At 59.8% G+C, this 18,225-nt stretch carries 16 protein-coding genes; 13 read left to right on the top strand and 3 right to left on the bottom strand.

The window, feature by feature from the left end:
* The first annotated feature begins 412 nt into the window (after window positions 1–412).
* Window positions 413–1,807 carry a branched-chain amino acid transporter BcaP gene (bcaP, locus tag PQU95_RS14545; protein ID WP_272752667.1) on the top strand — a complete coding sequence of 465 codons (1,395 nt, stop codon included), beginning with the start codon at window positions 413–415 and terminating at the stop codon, window positions 1,805–1,807.
* A gap of 196 nt (window positions 1,808–2,003) precedes the next feature.
* Here the strand turns inward: bcaP and aceA are convergent, their stop codons facing one another.
* Both aceA and PQU95_RS14535 read right to left on the bottom strand, forming a co-directional pair.
* A complete protein-coding gene (aceA, locus tag PQU95_RS14540) occupies window positions 2,004–3,302 on the bottom strand; it encodes an isocitrate lyase (RefSeq protein WP_272752666.1) in 1,299 nt (432 codons plus the stop codon).
* A 188-nt stretch (window positions 3,303–3,490) separates the two neighbouring features.
* On the bottom strand, window positions 3,491–3,667 hold the full coding sequence (locus PQU95_RS14535) for a hypothetical protein (RefSeq protein ID WP_272752665.1): 177 nt from the start codon (window positions 3,665–3,667) through the stop codon (window positions 3,491–3,493).
* A gap of 53 nt (window positions 3,668–3,720) precedes the next feature.
* Here PQU95_RS14535 and grpE point away from each other — a divergent pair, with 53 nt between their 5' ends.
* The 6 genes from grpE (at window position 3,721) to hemB (ending at window position 10,684) form a co-directional block, all read left to right on the top strand.
* Window positions 3,721–4,251 carry a nucleotide exchange factor GrpE gene (gene grpE / locus PQU95_RS14530; RefSeq protein WP_272752664.1) on the top strand — a complete coding sequence of 177 codons (531 nt, stop codon included), beginning with the start codon at window positions 3,721–3,723 and terminating at the stop codon, window positions 4,249–4,251.
* Window positions 4,252–4,377: 126 nt separating this feature from the next.
* The gene (dnaK, locus tag PQU95_RS14525; protein WP_147682822.1) at window positions 4,378–6,288 is read left to right on the top strand and encodes a molecular chaperone DnaK; all 1,911 of its coding nucleotides are present in this window, start codon (window positions 4,378–4,380) and stop codon (window positions 6,286–6,288) included.
* A 98-nt stretch (window positions 6,289–6,386) separates the two neighbouring features.
* A complete protein-coding gene (gene dnaJ / locus PQU95_RS14520) occupies window positions 6,387–7,508 on the top strand; it encodes a molecular chaperone DnaJ (protein WP_017508095.1) in 1,122 nt (373 codons plus the stop codon).
* 264 nt (window positions 7,509–7,772) lie between these two features.
* Window positions 7,773–9,263: an alanine/glycine:cation symporter family protein gene (locus tag PQU95_RS14515; protein ID WP_272752663.1), complete on the top strand. Its 1,491-nt coding sequence runs from the start codon at window positions 7,773–7,775 to the stop codon at window positions 9,261–9,263.
* Between the two features lie 69 nt (window positions 9,264–9,332).
* Window positions 9,333–9,557 carry a hypothetical protein gene (locus PQU95_RS14510; protein ID WP_272752662.1) on the top strand — a complete coding sequence of 75 codons (225 nt, stop codon included), beginning with the start codon at window positions 9,333–9,335 and terminating at the stop codon, window positions 9,555–9,557.
* 125 nt (window positions 9,558–9,682) lie between these two features.
* Window positions 9,683–10,684: a porphobilinogen synthase gene (gene hemB / locus PQU95_RS14505; RefSeq protein ID WP_147682830.1), complete on the top strand. Its 1,002-nt coding sequence runs from the start codon at window positions 9,683–9,685 to the stop codon at window positions 10,682–10,684.
* 48 nt (window positions 10,685–10,732) lie between these two features.
* Here the strand turns inward: hemB and PQU95_RS14500 are convergent, their stop codons facing one another.
* Complete coding sequence (locus tag PQU95_RS14500; RefSeq protein ID WP_272752661.1) at window positions 10,733–10,921, bottom strand: hypothetical protein; 189 nt, start codon at window positions 10,919–10,921, stop codon at window positions 10,733–10,735.
* Between the two features lie 176 nt (window positions 10,922–11,097).
* On the opposite strand from PQU95_RS14500, the gene PQU95_RS14495 reads away from it, so the two are divergent.
* The 6 genes from PQU95_RS14495 (at window position 11,098) to PQU95_RS14470 (ending at window position 18,075) form a co-directional block, all read left to right on the top strand.
* Entirely contained in the window at window positions 11,098–12,297 is a 1,200-nt protein-coding gene (locus PQU95_RS14495) for a glycine C-acetyltransferase (RefSeq protein WP_272752660.1), read from the top strand.
* A gap of 137 nt (window positions 12,298–12,434) precedes the next feature.
* Complete coding sequence (gene tdh, locus PQU95_RS14490) at window positions 12,435–13,460, top strand: L-threonine 3-dehydrogenase (protein WP_272752659.1); 1,026 nt, start codon at window positions 12,435–12,437, stop codon at window positions 13,458–13,460.
* 171 nt (window positions 13,461–13,631) lie between these two features.
* Window positions 13,632–14,732 (top strand): chorismate synthase, encoded by a 1,101-nt coding sequence (aroC, locus tag PQU95_RS14485; protein ID WP_272752658.1) that lies wholly within the window; start codon window positions 13,632–13,634, stop codon window positions 14,730–14,732.
* Window positions 14,733–14,771: 39 nt separating this feature from the next.
* The gene (locus PQU95_RS14480; protein ID WP_272752657.1) at window positions 14,772–16,184 is read left to right on the top strand and encodes an EAL and HDOD domain-containing protein; all 1,413 of its coding nucleotides are present in this window, start codon (window positions 14,772–14,774) and stop codon (window positions 16,182–16,184) included.
* 174 nt (window positions 16,185–16,358) lie between these two features.
* The gene (locus PQU95_RS14475; protein WP_272752656.1) at window positions 16,359–17,204 is read left to right on the top strand and encodes a pirin family protein; all 846 of its coding nucleotides are present in this window, start codon (window positions 16,359–16,361) and stop codon (window positions 17,202–17,204) included.
* Window positions 17,205–17,214: 10 nt separating this feature from the next.
* Window positions 17,215–18,075: a pirin family protein gene (locus PQU95_RS14470; protein ID WP_272752655.1), complete on the top strand. Its 861-nt coding sequence runs from the start codon at window positions 17,215–17,217 to the stop codon at window positions 18,073–18,075.
* Window positions 18,076–18,225: the final 150 nt, after the last annotated feature.

The following is an 18,225-nucleotide window of genomic DNA, read 5'->3' as shown; positions in this document are numbered from 1 at the left end:
AATGGCATGGGTTGGCGTAGGGCTGCCAAGTCTTTTCTGCCATTTATATTGCATTGTCCTGATTTGTGGCGGGGCTTGCCAGCACTCGGGCCTACTTATTGAAACAAAATAGCCGAGCCTGTCCCAAGAGACAGGGTTGTGCTGTATCCACCCGTTATCCGGGTGAAATCCTGCCTGTCTCGCGCAAGGCTTGGCATGGATTTTGTGTCTTGCTGTGTATTGGAGTCTGTATCCAATGTGACGTACTCCCCGGGCTGCTTGAAAAAGCTCAGAACCCTGCGGCATAGTCGCGCCCTTGCGCGCTGGCCTGAACGCAGGCAGGGGCGATGTTCACTACAACAACACTGACAAAGCCGGCGGTTTACGCGCCCCACGAGGGCGCGTTTTCATTGAGCCGGGCAGGGACAAGAGAATGAGTTTGTTACGCAAGAAAGACGTCCATCAGATGATGGCCGCATCGCAGGGCGCGGGGGTGCTGCGCAAGGAGCTGTCCGCTTTCGACCTGACCATGCTGGGTATTGGTGCCATTATCGGTACCGGTATTTTCGTGCTGACCGGTACGGGCGCGACAGTAGCCGGCCCCGGGCTGGTGCTGTCTTTCATTATTGGTGCTATCGCCTGTGGCTTTGCCGCGCTGTGCTACGCGGAGTTTGCCGCCATGCTGCCGGTGTCCGGCTCTACCTATACCTATGCGTACGCCACGTTGGGCGAGCTGGTGGCATGGATTATTGGCTGGGACTTGATGCTGGAGTATCTGCTGGCGTCTTCGGCGGTATCGGTGGGCTGGTCCGGTTACTTCCAGAGCCTGCTGGCGGGCTTTGGTGTGCATCTGCCTGACGCGTTGACTGCGGCGGCAGGCGCACGCCCAGGCGTGGATACCATCTTCAATCTGCCGGCTTTTGTGATTGCCATGCTGGTGACTGCGTTGCTGGCGTTTGGTATCAAAGAATCCAAACGGGTGAACAACGTGGTCGTGCTGATCAAGGTGGCGGTGGTGCTGGTGTTCATCGCGGTGGCCGTGTGGCATGTGAAACCGGCCAACTGGAGCCCGGCGCTGCCCTACGGCATGGATGGCGTATTCCATGGCGCGGCGATCGTGTTTTTCAGTTTTCTGGGTTTTGATGCGGTAACGTGTGCCGCCGAAGAGGTGAAGAACCCGGACAAGGACATTCCACGTGGCGTGCTGTGGTCGCTGGGTATCTGCTCGCTGCTGTACGTAGTGGTATCGGCCATCATGACCGGTATCGTGCCTTACATGCAGTTCAAGGGTATTGACCACCCGGTATCGCTGGCGTTGCAAGTGGCCAAGCTGGACTGGTTCGCCGGCTTTGTCGACCTGGGCGCTATCCTGGGTATGCTGACGGTGATTCTGGTGATGACCTACGGCCAGACCCGTATCCTGTTTGCCATGTCGCGCGACGGCTTGCTGCCGAAAATCTTCAGCGATGTACACCCGAAGTACGGCACCCCTTACAAGGCGACCTGGCTGATTGGTAGCATCATCGCGCTGATCGCCGGCTTCGTACCACTGGGTACGCTGGCCGAGCTGGTGAATATCGGCACGCTGGCGGCGTTCTCGCTGATTGCTGCGGCCATCATTGTGCTGCGCAAGCGCGAGCCGAACCTGCCGCGCAAATTCCATTGCCCCGGCGTGCCTTACGTGCCGGCACTGGCTATCGTGTTTTGTGTCTTCCTGATGGGCCAGCTGTCCTGGCTGACCTGGGTGTGCTTTGCGGTATGGCTGCTGATTGGCCTGGTGGTGTACTTCGGCTACTCGCGCCAGCGTTCGCTGCTGCACAAGGCTTGATGTATCGGCACGCGCTGTAAGCTGCTTAGACAAAACCCCCGTCTGCGAACGGGGGTTTTGTCTGGCTTGCGCCGGCGCCGGTTTGCTGTGGCCGATGGCGATAGTTGGCCGCAGGGCTGAAAAGAAAACCCCCGTCGCAGGACGGGGGTTTTTGACGCAGACGGCGGGGTCGAGTCGCCGTTTTATGTCGTAAAGCTTAGTGGAACTGCTCTTCTTCGGTAGAGCCGGTCAGCGCGGTAACCGAGGACTTGCCACCCTGGATCACGGTGGTGATGTCGTCGAAGTAACCGGTGCCCACTTCCTGCTGGTGCGATACGAAGGTGTAGCCGCGGTCGCGTGCAGCGAATTCCGGCTCCTGCACCTTCTCCACGTAGGCGGACATGCCGCGTGCCACGTAGTCTTGTGCCAGGTCGAACATGTTGTACCACATGTTGTGGATACCAGCCAGGGTGATGAACTGGTACTTGTAGCCCATGGCACCCAGCTCGCGCTGGAACTTGGCGATGGTGGCATCGTCCAGGTTTTTCTTCCAGTTGAAGGAAGGCGAGCAGTTGTAGGCCAGCATCTTGCCCGGGTGTTTGGCGTGCACGGCTTCGGCGAAGCGGCGGGCGAATTCCAGATCCGGGGTGCCGGTTTCGCACCATACCAGGTCAGCGTACTCGGCGTAGGCTACAGCGCGGCTGATAGCTTGCTCCAGACCTTTCTTGGTCTTGTAGAAGCCTTCGGCAGTGCGTTCGCCGGTCAGGAACGGCTTGTCGTTTTCGTCGTAGTCGCTGGTCAGCAGGTCGGCAGCTTCCGCGTCGGTACGGGCGATCACCAGGGTAGGTACGCCGTAGACGTCGGCAGCCATACGGGCGGCGATCAGTTTCTGTACGGCTTCCTGGGTCGGTACCAGTACTTTGCCGCCCATGTGGCCGCATTTTTTCACGGAAGCCAGCTGGTCTTCAAAGTGTACGCCGGAAGCGCCAGCACGGATCATGGCTTTCATCAGTTCGTAGGCGTTCAGTACGCCACCGAAACCGGCTTCGGCATCGGCTACGATCGGGGCGTAGTAGTCTACATAACCGGCATCGCCTTGTTCCAGGCCTTTGGAATGCTGGATTTCGTCAGCGCGGGTGAAAGCGTTGTTGATGCGCTCAACCACTTTCGGTACCGAGTCAACCGGGTACAGCGACTGGTCCGGATACATGGCAGCGTATTCGTTGTTGTCGGCGGCAACTTGCCAGCCGGACAGGTAGATCGCCTTGATGCCGGCTTTGACTTGTTGCATGGCCTGGCCGCCGGTCAGTGCGCCCAGACAGTTGATGTACGGCTCGTTGTTCACCAGATTCCACAGCTTCTCGGCGCCGGCACGGGCAATGGTGTGCTCGACTTGCAGCGAGCCGCGCAGACGCTCTACATCAGCAGCGGTGTAACCGCGTTTGATGCCTTTCCAGCGCGGATTGGTATCCCAGTCGTGTTGAATGGCGGCGATGCGTTGTTCGCGAGTAGTCATGGTAAACCCTTCACTTTGATAGTTTCGTTTTGCCGGTAAGCCGGCACTCCCAGTTTCTCTTTGATGCGGGCCGGTGTTCCGGCCTTTCTGCGTCTTGCCGCCACCGGATTTAGGGGTGGCTGTGGCTGCCGGAAACCGCCCCGGGTAAGGGGCTGGCGGGCCGTGCAGTAGCGCTGTTGTGAAAACATTTAAGCATAAAAAAAACGGAAAGTGTGCAGTGCAGCAAAAAAAAATCCTTTGTTTTCAATTGGTAACAATCGTGCACGCAAACGAACCGATTCGAACGCTTGTTTTGGTGCGCTTGCGAAAAGAATGGCAAACAAGCGCACATGCAAAAGCCTGTTTCCGGGGGCTTGAAATTCCATACGATGCCCCTATCTGCAAAAGGTCTTTTTGACTTCAGCCAAATGGAAGCGTCATGCAGGAAAATCAGAATATCCAAGCAGAAGAAGTGCTTGATCAGGGCCAGACCCCGAATGAAAACGCGGCGGATACCGCAGAAACCCGCGTCGCTGCACTGGAAGCCGAAGTTGCAGAACTGAAAGAACAGTATCTGCGTGCCCGGGCCGAAACCGAAAACGTTCGCCGCCGTGCTGCCGATGATGTCGTGAACGCCCAGAAGTTTGCCGCGCAGAAGTTCGCCTCCGAACTGCTGGCGGTAAAAGACAGCCTGGAAATGGCACTTTTGGATCAGTCCGGCCAGTTTGAAACACTCAAGTTCGGCGTAGACCTGACCCTGAAGCAGCTGAGCGCCGCTTTCGAGAAAGGCCAGATCACCGAGATCAGCCCGCTGGGTGAAAAGCTGGACCCGCACAAACACCAGGCCATCAGCACCGAAGAATCGGAAGCCGAGGCCAATACCGTGGTGCGCGTGATGCAAAAAGGCTACCTGATTGCCGACCGCGTACTGCGCCCGGCCATGGTAGTGGTGGCCAAGCCCAAAGCCTGAAGGCCAGCGTGGTTTGAGTCCCTCTTGAAATTGTGGCGATAGCCAATATCTGACAGAACAACAGGCCGCTGCGGCCAACACTGCGGCGGTTTAAGAGACAAAGTTTGACGAAAGGAATAGCCAGTCATGGGCAAAATTATCGGTATTGACCTGGGTACAACCAACTCCTGCGTGGCCGTAATCGAAGGCGGCAACCCGAAAGTAATCGAGAACGCCGAAGGCGCACGTACCACCCCTTCCATCATTGCGTACATGGAAGACGGCGAGATCCTGGTAGGTGCACCGGCCAAGCGTCAGGCCGTGACCAACCCTAAAAACACCCTGTACGCGGTGAAGCGCCTGATTGGCCATCGTTTTGAAGACAAAGAAGTACAAAAAGACATCGACATGATGCCTTTCGAGATCATGCGCGCCAAAAACGGCGATGCCTGGGTGAAAGTACGCGACCAGGAACTGGCCCCGCCGCAGATCTCCGCAGAAGTACTGCGCAAGATGAAAAAAGCCGCCGAAGACTACCTGGGCGAAGAAGTGACCGAAGCCGTGATTACCGTACCGGCTTACTTCAACGACAGCCAGCGTCAGGCCACCAAAGATGCAGGCCGTATTGCCGGCCTGGACGTCAAGCGCATCATCAACGAACCGACTGCTGCCGCCCTGGCTTTTGGCCTGGCCAAGCAAGAAGGTGACCGCAAAATCGCCGTATACGATCTGGGCGGTGGTACCTTCGATATCTCCATCATTGAAATCGCCGACGTAGACGGCGAGCACCAGTTCGAAGTGCTGGCCACCAACGGTGACACCTTCCTGGGCGGCGAAGACTTCGACCAGCGCGTGATCGACTACATCGTTACCGAGTTCAAGAAAGAGCAGGGCGTTGACCTGAAGAACGACGTAATGGCCCTGCAGCGCCTGAAAGAAGCCGCTGAAAAAGCCAAGATCGAATTGTCGTCCGCCACCCAGACCGAAGTGAACCTGCCGTACATCACCATGGACGCTACCGGCCCGAAACACCTGGCGATGAAAATCACCCGCGCCAAGTTCGAAAGCCTGGTAGACGACCTGGTACAGCGCTCCATCGAGCCGTGCAAGGTAGCGCTGAAAGACGCGGGCGTATCGCTGGCTGACATCACCGACGTGATTCTGGTGGGTGGTCAGACCCGTATGCCGAAAGTACAGGAAGCCGTAAAAGCCTTCTTCGGCAAAGAGCCACGCCGTGACGTGAACCCGGACGAAGCCGTCGCCGTAGGCGCCGCCATCCAGGGTTCCGTACTGTCGGGCGACCGCAAAGACGTACTGCTGCTGGACGTGACCCCGCTGTCGCTGGGTATCGAAACCATGGGCGGCATCCTGACCAAGCTGATCCAGAAGAACACCACCATCCCGACCAAAGCGTCGCAAGTGTTCTCCACCGCAGCCGACAACCAGACCGCGGTAACCATCCACGTGCTGCAAGGCGAGCGTGAAAAAGCTGCGGCCAACAAGTCGCTGGGCCAGTTCAACCTGGGTGATATCCCGCCGGCACCGCGTGGCGTACCGCAGATCGAAGTGGAATTCAACATCGACGCCAACGGCATCCTGCACGTGTCTGCCAAAGACAAGGCAACCGGCAAGCAAGCCAACATCACCATCCAGGCTTCGTCCGGCCTGTCCGAAGACGAAATCCAGCAAATGGTGCGTGACGCCGAGCTGAACGCCGAAGAAGACAAGAAACTGTCCGAACTGGTACAAGCCCGCAACCAGGGTGAAGGCCTGATCCACAGCGTGAAAAAATCGCTGACCGAGTACGGCGACAAGATCTCTGCTGACGAAAAAGCCGCGATCGAAGCCGCGCTGAAAGAAGCCGAAGAAGTGATCGGTGGCGACGACAAGGAAGCCATCGACGCCAAGGTTCAGGCGCTGATGACTGCCTCGCACAAACTGGCCGAGCACATGTACGCCGACAAAGGTGCCGAAGGCGCTACTGCCGAGCCACAGGCTGACGGCAAGAAAGACGACGGCAACGTGGTTGACGCCGAATTCGAAGAAGTGAAGAAGTAAGCTTCTGCGATAACGGCAAGGCACAGGCCCTTTCGGGGGCGCTGTGCCTTTTCCATGATATGCGGCCAACCCTGATGGTTGGCGCGAGGTGAGACAGCATGGCGAAAAAGGATTTCTACGAGGTACTGGGCGTCAATCGCGATGCGTCGGACGACGACATCAAGAAGGCCTATCGCAAGCTGGCGATGAAGTACCACCCGGACCGTAACCCGGACAGCAAGGAAGCAGAAGACAAGTTCAAGGAAGGCAAGGAAGCCTACGAGATCCTGTCCGACCCGCAAAAGCGCGCCGCCTACGACCAGTACGGCCACGCCGGCGTGGACCCGCAAGCCGGTATGGGCGGCGGTGGCCAAGGCTTTGGCGGCTTTGATTTCGGCGATATTTTCAGCGATATCTTTGGTGGCGGCGGTGGTGGCCGTGGCGGGCGCAGCAATGTGTACCGCGGCTCCGACCTGCGTTACAACATGGAGATCACGCTGGAAGAAGCCGCGCGCGGTTGCGAAAAGCAGATCCGCATCCCGTCGCATGAAAGCTGCGACGTATGCCACGGCAGCGGCGCCAAACCAGGCACCCAACCCAAGACCTGCACCACCTGTGGTGGTCATGGTCAGGTACGCATGAGCCAGGGCTTCTTCTCCATCCAGCAAACTTGCCCTACCTGCCACGGCAGCGGCAAGCAGATTACCGACCCGTGCCACAAGTGCCACGGCGCCGGCCAGGTGAAAACGCACAAGACGCTGAACGTGAAGATTCCGGCCGGTGTGGATGAGGGCGACCGTATCCGCCTGTCTGGCGAGGGTGAGCCAGGCCAGAACGGCGGCCCGTCCGGCGACCTGTTCGTGGTGGTACACGTCAAGAAGCACAGCGTGTTCGAACGCGACGGCAAAGACCTGCATTGCGAAATGCCGATCAGCTTTACCGTGGCGGCCTTGGGTGGCGAGGTGGAAATCCCGACACTGGACGGCATGGTGAAAGTGAAGATTGCCGCCGAAACGCAAAGCGGCCGTGTTTACCGCGTGCGTGGCAAGGGTGTGAAATCGGTGCGTGGCGCCGATGTGGGCGACCTGATGTGCCACGTGGTGGTAGAAACGCCGGTAAACCTGACCGAGCGCCAGCGCGAGCTGCTGCGCGAGTTCGAGGCCATCAGCCAGGGCGATGTGGCTACCCACACCCCGCGCGCCAAGTCCTTTGTGGACAAACTGAAGGATTTCTTCGGTTAAGCTTATCGAAATATTGTTGTAGACAAGACGCACTGCGAGGGTTTTCCCGCGGTGCGTTTTTTTATTTTCCGGCAATCATCGTGCGCATGGCGGCGATTGTCTGACAAATAATGGTTAATGTATCCACGCGTCTAGCTCTATAGGTTTTGTTTCAGTATGGTTGCGGCTTCGCAAAGCGGGCGATCACGACCTGCGCGATGCGGTAGCCCCGACCAGGCTGCCGGCTTTGTGGGAAAGCAAATACCTGACATCAAAGGAGCAAACATGCAGGCGTTAGTCGATTTTCTGAATGGCTGGATCTGGAGCAAAGGCCTGATTTTTCTTTGCCTCGGCGTTGGCCTGTACTTCTCTATCCGTAGCCGTTTCGCGCAAGTACGCCATTTTGGCGAAATGATCCGCCTGATGTTTGACGGCAAAAGCGATAGTAGCGGCGTGTCGTCGTTCCAGGCCCTGGCCATGACCCTGGCTGGCCGTGTGGGTACGGGTAACATCGCCGGCGTGGCCACTGCCATCACCTTTGGCGGCCCCGGCGCTGTGTTCTGGATGTGGATGGTCGCCTTCCTGGGCGCCAGCTCGGCCTTTGTCGAATCCACCCTCGGCCAGATCTACAAAGAAAAAATCAACGGCGAGTACCGTGGCGGCCCGGCTTTCTACATTGAAAAAGGCCTGGGCATGAAGCCGTTTGCCATCGTGTTTGCGATTGCAACCATCTTTGCCTGCGGCGTGCTGCTGCCGGGTACCCAGTCCAACTCCATCGGTGCTGGCCTGCAAAACGCGCTGGGCATCGACCCTAACGTGACCGCTGCACTGCTGGCCGTGATGCTGGGCTTCATTATCTTTGGCGGTGTGAAGCGTATTGCTTCCTTTGCCGAGATCGTGGTGCCGTTCATGGCGCTGGGCTACATTATTGTGGCTTGCGTGATCGTGGCGCTGCACATCGACCAGCTGCCGCACGTACTGAGCCTGATCATCAAGAGTGCCTTTGGCCTGGACGCCGGTTTTGGCGCCATCCTGGGTATGGCGATCCAGTGGGGCGTGAAACGCGGCGTGTACTCCAACGAAGCCGGCCAGGGTACCGGCCCGCACGCATCGTCTGCCGCTGCGGTATCGCACCCGGCCAAGCAAGGCCTGGTGCAGGCGTTCTCGGTCTACATCGATACCCTGTTCGTGTGCTCGGCTACCGCCTTCATGCTGCTGATTACCGGCCAGTACAACGTACAGGGCCCGGATGGCAAGGCGCTGTATACCGGTATTGCTGGTGTGGTCGCCGGCCCGGGCTACACCCAGACCGCCATGGAAAACATCATGCCGGGCTTTGGTTCCATCTTTGTGGCTGTGGCATTGTTCTTCTTTGCCTTCACCACCATCATTGCTTACTACTACATCGCCGAAACCAATATCGCCTACCTGAGCCGCAAGGTAAACCGCCCTTGGATGACCCTGGTGCTGAAGATCGGCATCATGGCTACCGTGGTATACGGCACCGTGAAAACGGCCGACCTGGCCTGGGGCCTGGGCGATATCGGTGTGGGCATGATGGCGTGGATGAACATCGCCGCCATCCTGCTGCTGCAGAAGCCGGCCTTTATTGCGCTGCGCGATTACGAAGCACAAAAAGCGCAGGGCCTGGACCCGGTGTTCCACCCGGAAAAACTGGGTATCAAGAACGCCGACTACTGGACCAGCCACCAGTCGGAAGACAACCTGGATGCCGAGCGCAAGCATGGCGGCCAACCGGTATACGACAAGGTCTGATATCCTTCGACTTACCAATCAAACTTGACACGCCGGGGCTACCCCGGCGTTTTTCATTGCGGGAACACCATGAATCTGCTGCACGAAACCTGGTTCTGGGTACTGATCATCGTGGCACCGGTGGGCACCGTTATCGCCACGCTGGCGCGCATGTCGAAAAAAAGTGGCGACGGCAAGCTGCCGCCTGGCGTCATCCCCGGTACTTACGCCCCGTCCAGTAAGGATGGCAGCGCCTATCGCCGCCCTGGCGACACCGCCCCCTGCGCAGACGACACGCCCCCCGAACAGCGCTAGGCGCAGGGTTGGCCGCAATGCGGCCAACTTGTGCTGCCGCAAATCGTATTGAACTAGTGCTGTCTGTGCGGTCTGAGCTTTGCTATCTTCATGCCCGTCCTGATACCTCTTGCCGAAAGAACTTCATGTTTGCCAACCGTTACTTTCCTGCTACCCGCCTGCGCCGCATGCGCCGTGATGATTTCTCCCGCCGCCTGATGCGTGAAAATGTGCTGACTACCAACGACCTGATCTACCCGGTATTCGTGCTGGAAGGCGAAGGCCGTGAGGAAGAAGTGGCCTCCATGCCCGGCGTCAAGCGCCAGAGCCTGGACAAACTGCTGGACACGGCCGCCGAAGCCGTCGCGCTGGGTATTCCGATGCTGTCCATTTTTCCGGTGATCGAAACCGGCAAGGACAACTCCGGCGAAGAGGCCTACAACCCGGATGGCCTGGTCCCTACCGTGGTGCGTGCGCTGAAAGCCCGCTTTCCGCAGCTGGGCATCATGACCGACCTGGCGCTGGACCCGTACACCGTACACGGCCAGGATGGCTTGCTGGACGATAGCGGCTACGTGCTGAACGACGAAACCACCGAAATCCTGGTACAACAGGCGCTATGCCACGCTGCCGCCGGTGCCGACGTGCTGGGGCCATCCGACATGATGGACGGCCGTATCGGTGCCATCCGCAGCGCACTGGAAGACGAAGGCTTTATCCACACCAAGATTCTGGCTTACAGCGCCAAGTATGCGTCGGCCTTCTATGGCCCGTTCCGCGACGCGGTAGGCTCGGCGGCCAACCTGGGCAGTGCCGACAAGTACACCTATCAGATGGACCCGGCCAACCTGGACGAAGCGCTGTACGAAGTGGCAATGGATCTGGAAGAAGGCGCCGACATGGTGATGATCAAGCCGGGCATGCCTTACCTGGACGTGATCCGCCGCATCAAGGACACCTTCAAGGTACCCACCTACGCCTATCAGGTGTCCGGCGAGTACGCCATGCTGAAGGCGGCGGTGCAAAACGGCTGGCTGAATGAAGAAAAGTGCATGATGGAAAGCCTGCTGGCGTTCAAACGCGCTGGTGCCGACGGCATCCTGACCTATTATGCGCTGGACGCGGCACGTGTCATTCGCCGCGGCTAAGCCTACACCCTGATCTGCCTGCAATGCGGCCAACCCTGGCCGCATTTTTTATGGCTGGCGTGCCGGCTTGGCTACAAACATCACGCACTGGCGGCCGGTCGCTTCCTGTACATCCAGTAGTGGCGCGCGTTTGCTCTTGATCTGCATGGCACGGCAGCCGTAGGGAAAGCGCGCATCGTGGGTAATGTAGTAGTGCTGGCAGTGGCGGCACTGCGGGGTGGTGGCGGGCTGGCTCACGGTGGAACGGGCAGGGTAGTCAGGGGCTGGCTATTGTCGCACGGCACGGTAACACTCACCCCCGCAAAATCGCGCGAAACTGTCCCTGATAATGTGGCGGGCAGGGGTCTAGAATGGTGACAGAAACATTGCCGCCGTGCCGCAGTTCGGCACCTGCCACACCACAGGGATAGCCCATGAACCATACCTACCTCGCCCATTTGCAAGCCACGCTGGCGCACATCCGTGCTGACGGTTTTGAAAAACCGGAGCGCGTGATTGCCACCCCGCAACGCGCCGGCATCACCCTGAGCGGTGGCCGTGATGTGCTGAACTTCTGCGCCAACAACTACCTGGGCCTGGCCGACGACGCCCGCCTGATTGCTGCGGCCAAGCAGGGCCTGGACGACTACGGTTACGGCTGTGCCTCGGTACGTTTCATCTGCGGTACCCAGCAGGTGCACAAAGACCTGGAAGCAGCGATTTCCGGCTTTCTGGGCACCGACGACACCATTCTGTACTCCAGCTGCTTCGACGCTAATGGCGGCGTATTCGAAACCCTGCTCACCGAAGAAGACGCGGTGATCTCGGACGAGCTGAACCACGCCTCCATCATTGATGGCGTGCGTCTGTGCAAGGCCAAGCGCTTCCGTTACAAGAATAACGATATGGCCGACCTGGAAGCCCAGCTGCAAGCTGCCGACGCCGCGGGCGCGCGCTTCAAGCTGGTGGTGACCGACGGCGTGTTCTCCATGGACGGCATCATCGCCGACCTGAAAACCCTGTGCGACGTGGCCGAGCGCTACGGTGCCATCGTGATGGTGGACGACTCGCACGCGGTAGGTTTTATCGGTGACAGCGGTGCCGGTACGCCCGAGCTGTGCGGCGTGGCCGACCGTGTGGATATCTACACCGGCACGCTGGGCAAGGCGCTGGGCGGGGCATCGGGCGGTTATGTGTCGGCCCGCCAGCCCATCGTAGACCTGCTGCGCCAGCGCTCGCGCCCTTATCTGTTCTCCAATACCCTGGCGCCGGCCATTACCGCCGCCAGCCTGAAAGTGCTGCAGATTCTGCAAACAGAAGAAGGCGGCACGCTGCGCGCCAACCTCAAACGTAATGCCGATTACTTCCGCACCGCCATGAGCGAAGCCGGCTTTACCCTGGTGCCGGGCCAGCACCCCATCATTCCGGTGATGCTGGGCGATGCCAAACTGGCGGGCGATATGGCCGCGGCCCTGCTGGACGAAGGCGTGTTTGTCACCGGTTTTTCCTACCCGGTAGTGCCCAAAGGCAAGGCGCGCATCCGCACGCAGATGTCCGCCGGCCACACGCTGGAGCAGGTGCAGCACACCGTGGCCGCCTTCATCAAGGTTGGCCGCAAACTGGGCGTGATTTGACCAAATGATTCTTTGCCACGAAAGACACGAAAACACACCGGCCTCTGCCTTGCTGCTATGCCAGTGCGCTGCGGCTGGCGGGCCAGCTTGTCCGTGTTGTTCCGTATGCTTCCGTGGCAAAACACAGGAGTAATTGCATGAAAGCACTAGCCAAACTGCAGGCCGCACCCGGCCTGAGCATGACCGATGTACCCATGCCGGAAGTGGGCCATAACGACCTGCTGATCAAGATCACCAAAACCGCCATCTGTGGCACCGATATCCATATCTGGAACTGGGACGACTGGGCGCAAAAGACCATCCCGGTGCCGATGCACGTAGGCCACGAGTACGTGGGCGTGGTGGCCGGCATGGGCTCGGAAGTGCAGGGCTTTACCCTTGGCCAGCGCGTGTCCGGCGAAGGCCACATTACCTGCGGCTACTGCCGTAACTGCCGCGCCGGCCGCCGCCACCTGTGCCGCAATACCACCGGTGTGGGCGTGAACCGCGAAGGCGCGTTTGCCGAATACCTGGTGATTCCGGCGTTCAACGCCTTCCCGATTCCGGATGACATTTCCGACGACCTGGCCTCCATCTTCGACCCGTTCGGCAACGCCGTGCACACCGCACTGAGCTTCAACCTGGTGGGCGAGGACGTACTGATTACCGGCGCGGGCCCGATTGGCATCATGGCGGTGGCTATCGCCAAGCATGTGGGCGCCCGCCATGTGGTGATTACCGATGTGAACGACTACCGCCTGGACCTGGCGCGCCAGATGGGCGCTACCCGCGCCGTGAACGTTGGCCGCGAAGACCTGAAAGCCGTGATGCAGGAGCTGCACATGACCGAAGGCTTCGATGTGGGCCTGGAAATGTCCGGCAACCCCCACGCCTTCCGCCAGATGCTGGACGTGATGAACCACGGCGGCAAAGTTGCCTTGCTGGGTATCCCGCCGGCTAACACTGCCATCGACTGGAACCAGGTCATCTTCAAGGGCCTGGAGATCAAGGGCATCTACGGCCGCGAGATGTTCGAAACCTGGTACAAGATGGTGGCGCTGATCCAGTCCGGGCTGGATATCACCCCGATTGTGACCCACCATTTCAAGGTGGACGACTTCGAGGCCGGCTTTGCCGCCATGCTGTCCGGCCAGAGTGGCAAGGTGATTCTGGACTGGCAGTAAGCTCGGGCACGATACCTCGTGCATGGCTTATCGAACCCGGCTGCGGCCGGGTTTTGTTTTATCGGTATGCTGCGGCCAACCTTCTGCCCGCCTGCGGCAGGGTGGGCGCTCGAACGCCTGCCAGCCATGCTAGAATCGCGTGAGATCACACAAGAATTCAGGGATAAAGCGATGTCTGGCAATAGCATGGGTTTGCTGTTTACTGTTACCTCTTTTGGCGAGAGCCACGGCCCGGGAATCGGCTGCATTGTGGATGGCTGCCCGCCGGGGCTGGCCCTGACCGAAGCGGATATCCAGCTGGAGCTGGACCGCCGCAAACCGGGTACCAGCCGCCACGTTACCCAGCGCCGCGAGCCGGACGCCGTCGAGATCCTGTCCGGCGTGTACGAGGGCAAAACCACCGGCACACCCATCGCCTTGCTGATCCGCAATACCGACCAGCGCAGCAAGGACTACGGCAATATCGCCGACACCTTCCGCCCAGGTCACGCCGACTACACCTACTGGCATAAGTACGGCATCCGCGACCCGCGTGGTGGTGGCCGCTCCTCCGCCCGCGAAACCGCCGTGCGCGTGGCCGCTGGCGCCATTGCCAAGAAGTGGCTGAAAGAGCAGTTCGGCATTGTCATCCGCGGCCACATGACGCAGATCGGCGACGTCGTCATCCCGTTCAAAAACTGGGATCTGGTCGATACCAACCCGTTCTTTGCCGCCGACGACAGCGTGGTGCCGCAGCTGGAAGCGTATATGGACAGCATCCGCAAGAGCCTGGACTCGGTGGGCGCGCGCCTGCGCGTGGTGGCCGATAACGTGCCGGTAGGCTGGGGCGAGCCGGTCTACGACCGCCTCGATGCCGATATCGCCTACGCCATGATGAATATCAACGCCGTGAAAGGCGTAGAAATCGGCGCCGGTTTTGGCTGCGTGACCCAGCGCGGCAGCGAGCACGGCGACGAGCTCACCCCCGAAGGCTTCGCCAGCAACCACGCCGGTGGCATTCTGGGCGGTATCTCCACCGGCCAGCAGATCGACGTTTCCATGGCCATCAAGCCGACCTCGTCCATTGCCCAGCCGCGGCGCAGCATCAACAAGGCCGGCGAAGCCATTACGGTAGAAACCCATGGCCGCCACGACCCGTGCGTGGGCATTCGCGCTACCCCTATTGCCGAGGCTATGCTGGCACTGGTGCTGATCGACCATGCGCTGCGTCACCGTGCGCAATGCGGCGACGTGCGGGTAAACACCCCGCGCATCCCCGGCAGCATCGGCTAAATTGACATTAACCTATCGCACCATGATGGACGCCTGACCATGTTCAAGAACCTGTTTGACAAGCTGTCCCGCAAAGAAGACACACCGCAGGCGGCCAACGAGCCCGGCGCGGTGCCAGGGGCAAGCAAGGCGGCACCGGCCAGCCCGGCTGCGGCTGGCCCGGCGCCGGTGCTGCCGCATACCCTGGGCTTTGTCACGCACCAGCCGCTGCACGATATGCAGCTGCGCGTGGTGGCTTACGAGTTCATGGTGCGTGATGCGGTGAAGCGCCGCGAATCCAGTGCCAGCCAGTGGTCGCAGTACGACAGGCTGATGATCAGTACGCTCATCAATATGGACGTGTTCCGCCTGCTGGCCTTCCGTCGTGCGCTGGTGCATATTTCCACCATTTCGCTGGGCGATCCGGCGCTGGAAGGCTTTCCCGCCGAGCGCGTGATTTTTGTGCTGAACCCGGCCATGGATGAGCCGGTAACGGCTGACACCATCAGCAAGATTGACGCACATCGTGCGGCCGGCCGCCGTTTTGCCATCGAGCCTGCGCTGTTTGGCCATGGCGTGCTGCCACCACCGTTGCAGGACGACATGCTGTCGCGCATGGATATGCTGATCATGGACTTTGCCGCCCCCGCCGACGAAGTGCTGGCGCCCTTCATGGACCAGCTGCCTGGCAAATACCCGGCGGCGCGCTGGTACGCACGCAATATCGGCTCGGCGGAAGAGTTTGACGTGTGCGTGAAAACGCCGGGTGCGGCCAAGCGTTTTGCGTTGTACCAGGGCAGCTTCCTCACCAACTTCCACCCGGTGCCCAACGCCAAGGCCGATGCCAGCCAGATGCGGGTGCTGGAAATCATGCGCCTGTTGCGCGCCGGTGCCGAAAGCCGCGAGATCGACGCCCAGTTCAAGCTGGACTCGGTGCTGCTGTTCAAGCTGCTGCGCTTTATCAACTCGCCGATGAATGGCTTGTCGCGCAAGGTCATGACCATCGAAGAGTCGCTGATGCTGCTGGGGCGCGAGTCGTTGTTCAAGTGGCTGACCATGCTGCTGTTTACCTCGCGCAAGAGCGAGGATGGCCGCTCGCTGGCACTGCTGGAGCGCTCGCTGTTCCGCGCCCGCTTCATGGAAGCACTGGGGCAAAAGGGCGGTAACCACAAGCTGGAGTGCGAGCACCTGTTCCTCACCGGCATGTTCTCGCTGCTGGATTCGCTGATGCAGGTCGAGCTCAACGAAGCCTTATCGCCGCTGGAGCTGCCACCTACCGTGATTGATGCACTGCTCAACCAGCACGGCCTGTTTGCCCCGTACCTGGCACTGGCAATCTCGGCCGAGCAAGACAACCACGAGCGCATGACCACGCTGGCGCGCATGCTGAAACTGGATGCCGAAGATGTAAACCGCATCCACCTGGACGCCATGGTCTGGGCGCAGGAAATCCTGGGGCAAAACGCAGACTGAGTCTGCCGCGCCAGCCTGTGCAGCAAACACCGCCATGTGCGGTGTTTTTTCATGTTGGCCGCAGGTGGCGCGCTTGCTCGGAATATTTGAAAGGTCTCGGCAGTTTTTTAATCTTTTATCAGCATGGCCATGTTTGTATATTGTCGCTATCAGCAATCAAGCAAGGAGTGAGTGATGAGCAAGGTATTCCAATCCCGTCAGGTAGAGCGTTTGGTGCAGGGTAGCGATACGTCCGATGGTGCGGGTGTCAAGCTCAAGCGTGTGCTCACGCAAGACCTCCAGCGCCGGCTGGACCCGTTCCTGATGCTGGACGAGTTCCGCTCTGATAACCCGGGCGACTACATTGCCGGCTTCCCGCCGCACCCGCATCGCGGCTTCGAAACCGTTACCTATATGCTGGCTGGCCGCATGCGTCACCGTGATAGCGGCGGTAATGAAGGTCTGCTCGGGCCAGGTGGCGTGCAATGGATGACAGCCGGGCGCGGGGTGATCCATTCCGAAATGCCGGAGCAGGAAGAAGGCCTGATGCACGGCTTTCAGCTGTGGATCAACCTGCCTGGGGCCCGCAAGATGATTCCTGCCGCCTACCAGGACATTCCCGCGGCCAACATTCCGCTGCTGCAGCTCGAGAACGATATTACCGTCAAGGTCATCGCCGGCCACTACGGCCAGCAAGCCGGTAGCATCCAGCAGCCCGATACCCAGCCGCTGTATCTGGATGTCGGCCTGCCGCCCGGGCAGCAGCTGGATGTCGCCATCGAGCCGGGCCACAACGCTTTTATCTATGTCTACCAAGGCAAGCTGGATGTCGTTGGCCGCACGGTAAGTACCGGCCATATGGCCATTCTGTCGGCACAGGGGGAGGGCGTATCGCTGGCTACCGCCGAGGGCGCGCGCGTGCTGGTGCTATCCGGCCAGCCGCTGAATGAAAGCATCGCCCAGTATGGCCCCTTCGTGATGAACACCCGCGCCGAGCTGGAGCAGGCCTTTGCCGACTACCAGCAAGGCCGCCTGGCCTGAGGAGCACACCATGTCCGACATCGTTCGCCGTATCCAGCCCGTCAGCAAAGACATCGGCTTCATCGTACGCCGCTTGTTGCCCGTGATGGGTACCCGCAGCATCGGCCCCTTCGTGTTTCTGGATCACATGGGGTCGGCGCGGTTTGCCGCCGAAGGCACGGCTGGCGATGTACGCCCGCATCCGCATATTGGTCTGGCCACGGTGACCTACCTGCGTCAGGGCGAGATGATGCATCGCGACAGCCTGGGTACCGAGCAGCGCATCACCCCGGGTGACATCAATCTGATGGTAGCCGGGCGCGGTATCGTGCACTCCGAGCGTGTACCCGCAGACATACGCCAGGCCGGTCAAGCGATAGAAGGCCTGCAGATGTGGCTGGCACTGCCGCAAGCCGATGAAGCCTGCGAGCCGGCATTCCATCACTACGCGGCCAGCACACTGCCCACTTGGCAAGAAGGTGGCGCCAGTTTGCAGCTGCTGATAGGCAATGCGGCCAACCATCAGTCGCCTGTGCGCACTTTTGCCCCCACGCTGTATTTATCCTGGCAGCTGGCCGCCGGCGCCAGCCTCACCCTGCCGGCACATGTGGTAGAGCGCGGCCTGTACCTGTTTGATGGCAGCGTGCAGATAGGGAATGAAACCATCCAGGCTGGCGAGCTGATTGTGCTGGGCGAACAGGCCAGCCAGATCAGCACCTCGGCAGGTGCTAGTGGCGTACTGTTTGGTGGCGCGCCGCTGGACGGCCCGCGTTACCTGGACTGGAACTTCGTGGCCAGCGACCGAAACAGGCTGCAGCAGGCACGTGATGATTGGGCTAATGGCCGTTTTGCCATGGTAAACGGTGAAAACGAGTTTATTCCGCTGCCCTGATGCACCGTGTTATATAAAGCCGTGTACCAAGTTGGCCGCCTGCGGCCAACTTTTTTGCTTTTCGTAGCCGTTGCAAATCAACACCTTAAGCAAATACTTGCAGTTTATTGCGAGGTAAGTGTTGACGCCCTTTGTCTGTCTGGGTATAGT

The sequence above is a fragment of the Vogesella aquatica genome, assembly GCF_028548455.1.
Lineage (GTDB): Bacteria > Pseudomonadota > Gammaproteobacteria > Burkholderiales > Chromobacteriaceae > Vogesella > Vogesella aquatica.
The sequence above is the reverse complement of the archived record's forward strand: the minus strand, read 5'-3'. Positions and strand labels throughout refer to the sequence as shown.

Excerpts from the sequence above, each read along its gene's own strand:
- aroC (WP_272752658.1), top strand. The coding sequence starts at position 13,632 with ATGTCTGGCAATAGCATGGGTTTGCTGTTTACTGTTACCTCTTTTGGC.
- dnaJ (WP_017508095.1), top strand. The coding sequence starts at position 6,387 with ATGGCGAAAAAGGATTTCTACGAGGTACTGGGCGTCAATCGCGATGCG.
- PQU95_RS14515 (WP_272752663.1), top strand. The coding sequence starts at position 7,773 with ATGCAGGCGTTAGTCGATTTTCTGAATGGCTGGATCTGGAGCAAAGGC.
- PQU95_RS14535 (WP_272752665.1), bottom strand. The coding sequence starts at position 3,667 with ATGGAATTTCAAGCCCCCGGAAACAGGCTTTTGCATGTGCGCTTGTTT.
- PQU95_RS14475 (WP_272752656.1), top strand. The coding sequence starts at position 16,359 with ATGAGCAAGGTATTCCAATCCCGTCAGGTAGAGCGTTTGGTGCAGGGT.
- grpE (WP_272752664.1), top strand. The coding sequence starts at position 3,721 with ATGCAGGAAAATCAGAATATCCAAGCAGAAGAAGTGCTTGATCAGGGC.
- PQU95_RS14495 (WP_272752660.1), top strand. The coding sequence starts at position 11,098 with ATGAACCATACCTACCTCGCCCATTTGCAAGCCACGCTGGCGCACATC.
- PQU95_RS14480 (WP_272752657.1), top strand. The coding sequence starts at position 14,772 with ATGTTCAAGAACCTGTTTGACAAGCTGTCCCGCAAAGAAGACACACCG.
- tdh (WP_272752659.1), top strand. The coding sequence starts at position 12,435 with ATGAAAGCACTAGCCAAACTGCAGGCCGCACCCGGCCTGAGCATGACC.
- bcaP (WP_272752667.1), top strand. The coding sequence starts at position 413 with ATGAGTTTGTTACGCAAGAAAGACGTCCATCAGATGATGGCCGCATCG.
- PQU95_RS14510 (WP_272752662.1), top strand. The coding sequence starts at position 9,333 with ATGAATCTGCTGCACGAAACCTGGTTCTGGGTACTGATCATCGTGGCA.
- hemB (WP_147682830.1), top strand. The coding sequence starts at position 9,683 with ATGTTTGCCAACCGTTACTTTCCTGCTACCCGCCTGCGCCGCATGCGC.
- dnaK (WP_147682822.1), top strand. The coding sequence starts at position 4,378 with ATGGGCAAAATTATCGGTATTGACCTGGGTACAACCAACTCCTGCGTG.
- PQU95_RS14470 (WP_272752655.1), top strand. The coding sequence starts at position 17,215 with ATGTCCGACATCGTTCGCCGTATCCAGCCCGTCAGCAAAGACATCGGC.
- aceA (WP_272752666.1), bottom strand. The coding sequence starts at position 3,302 with ATGACTACTCGCGAACAACGCATCGCCGCCATTCAACACGACTGGGAT.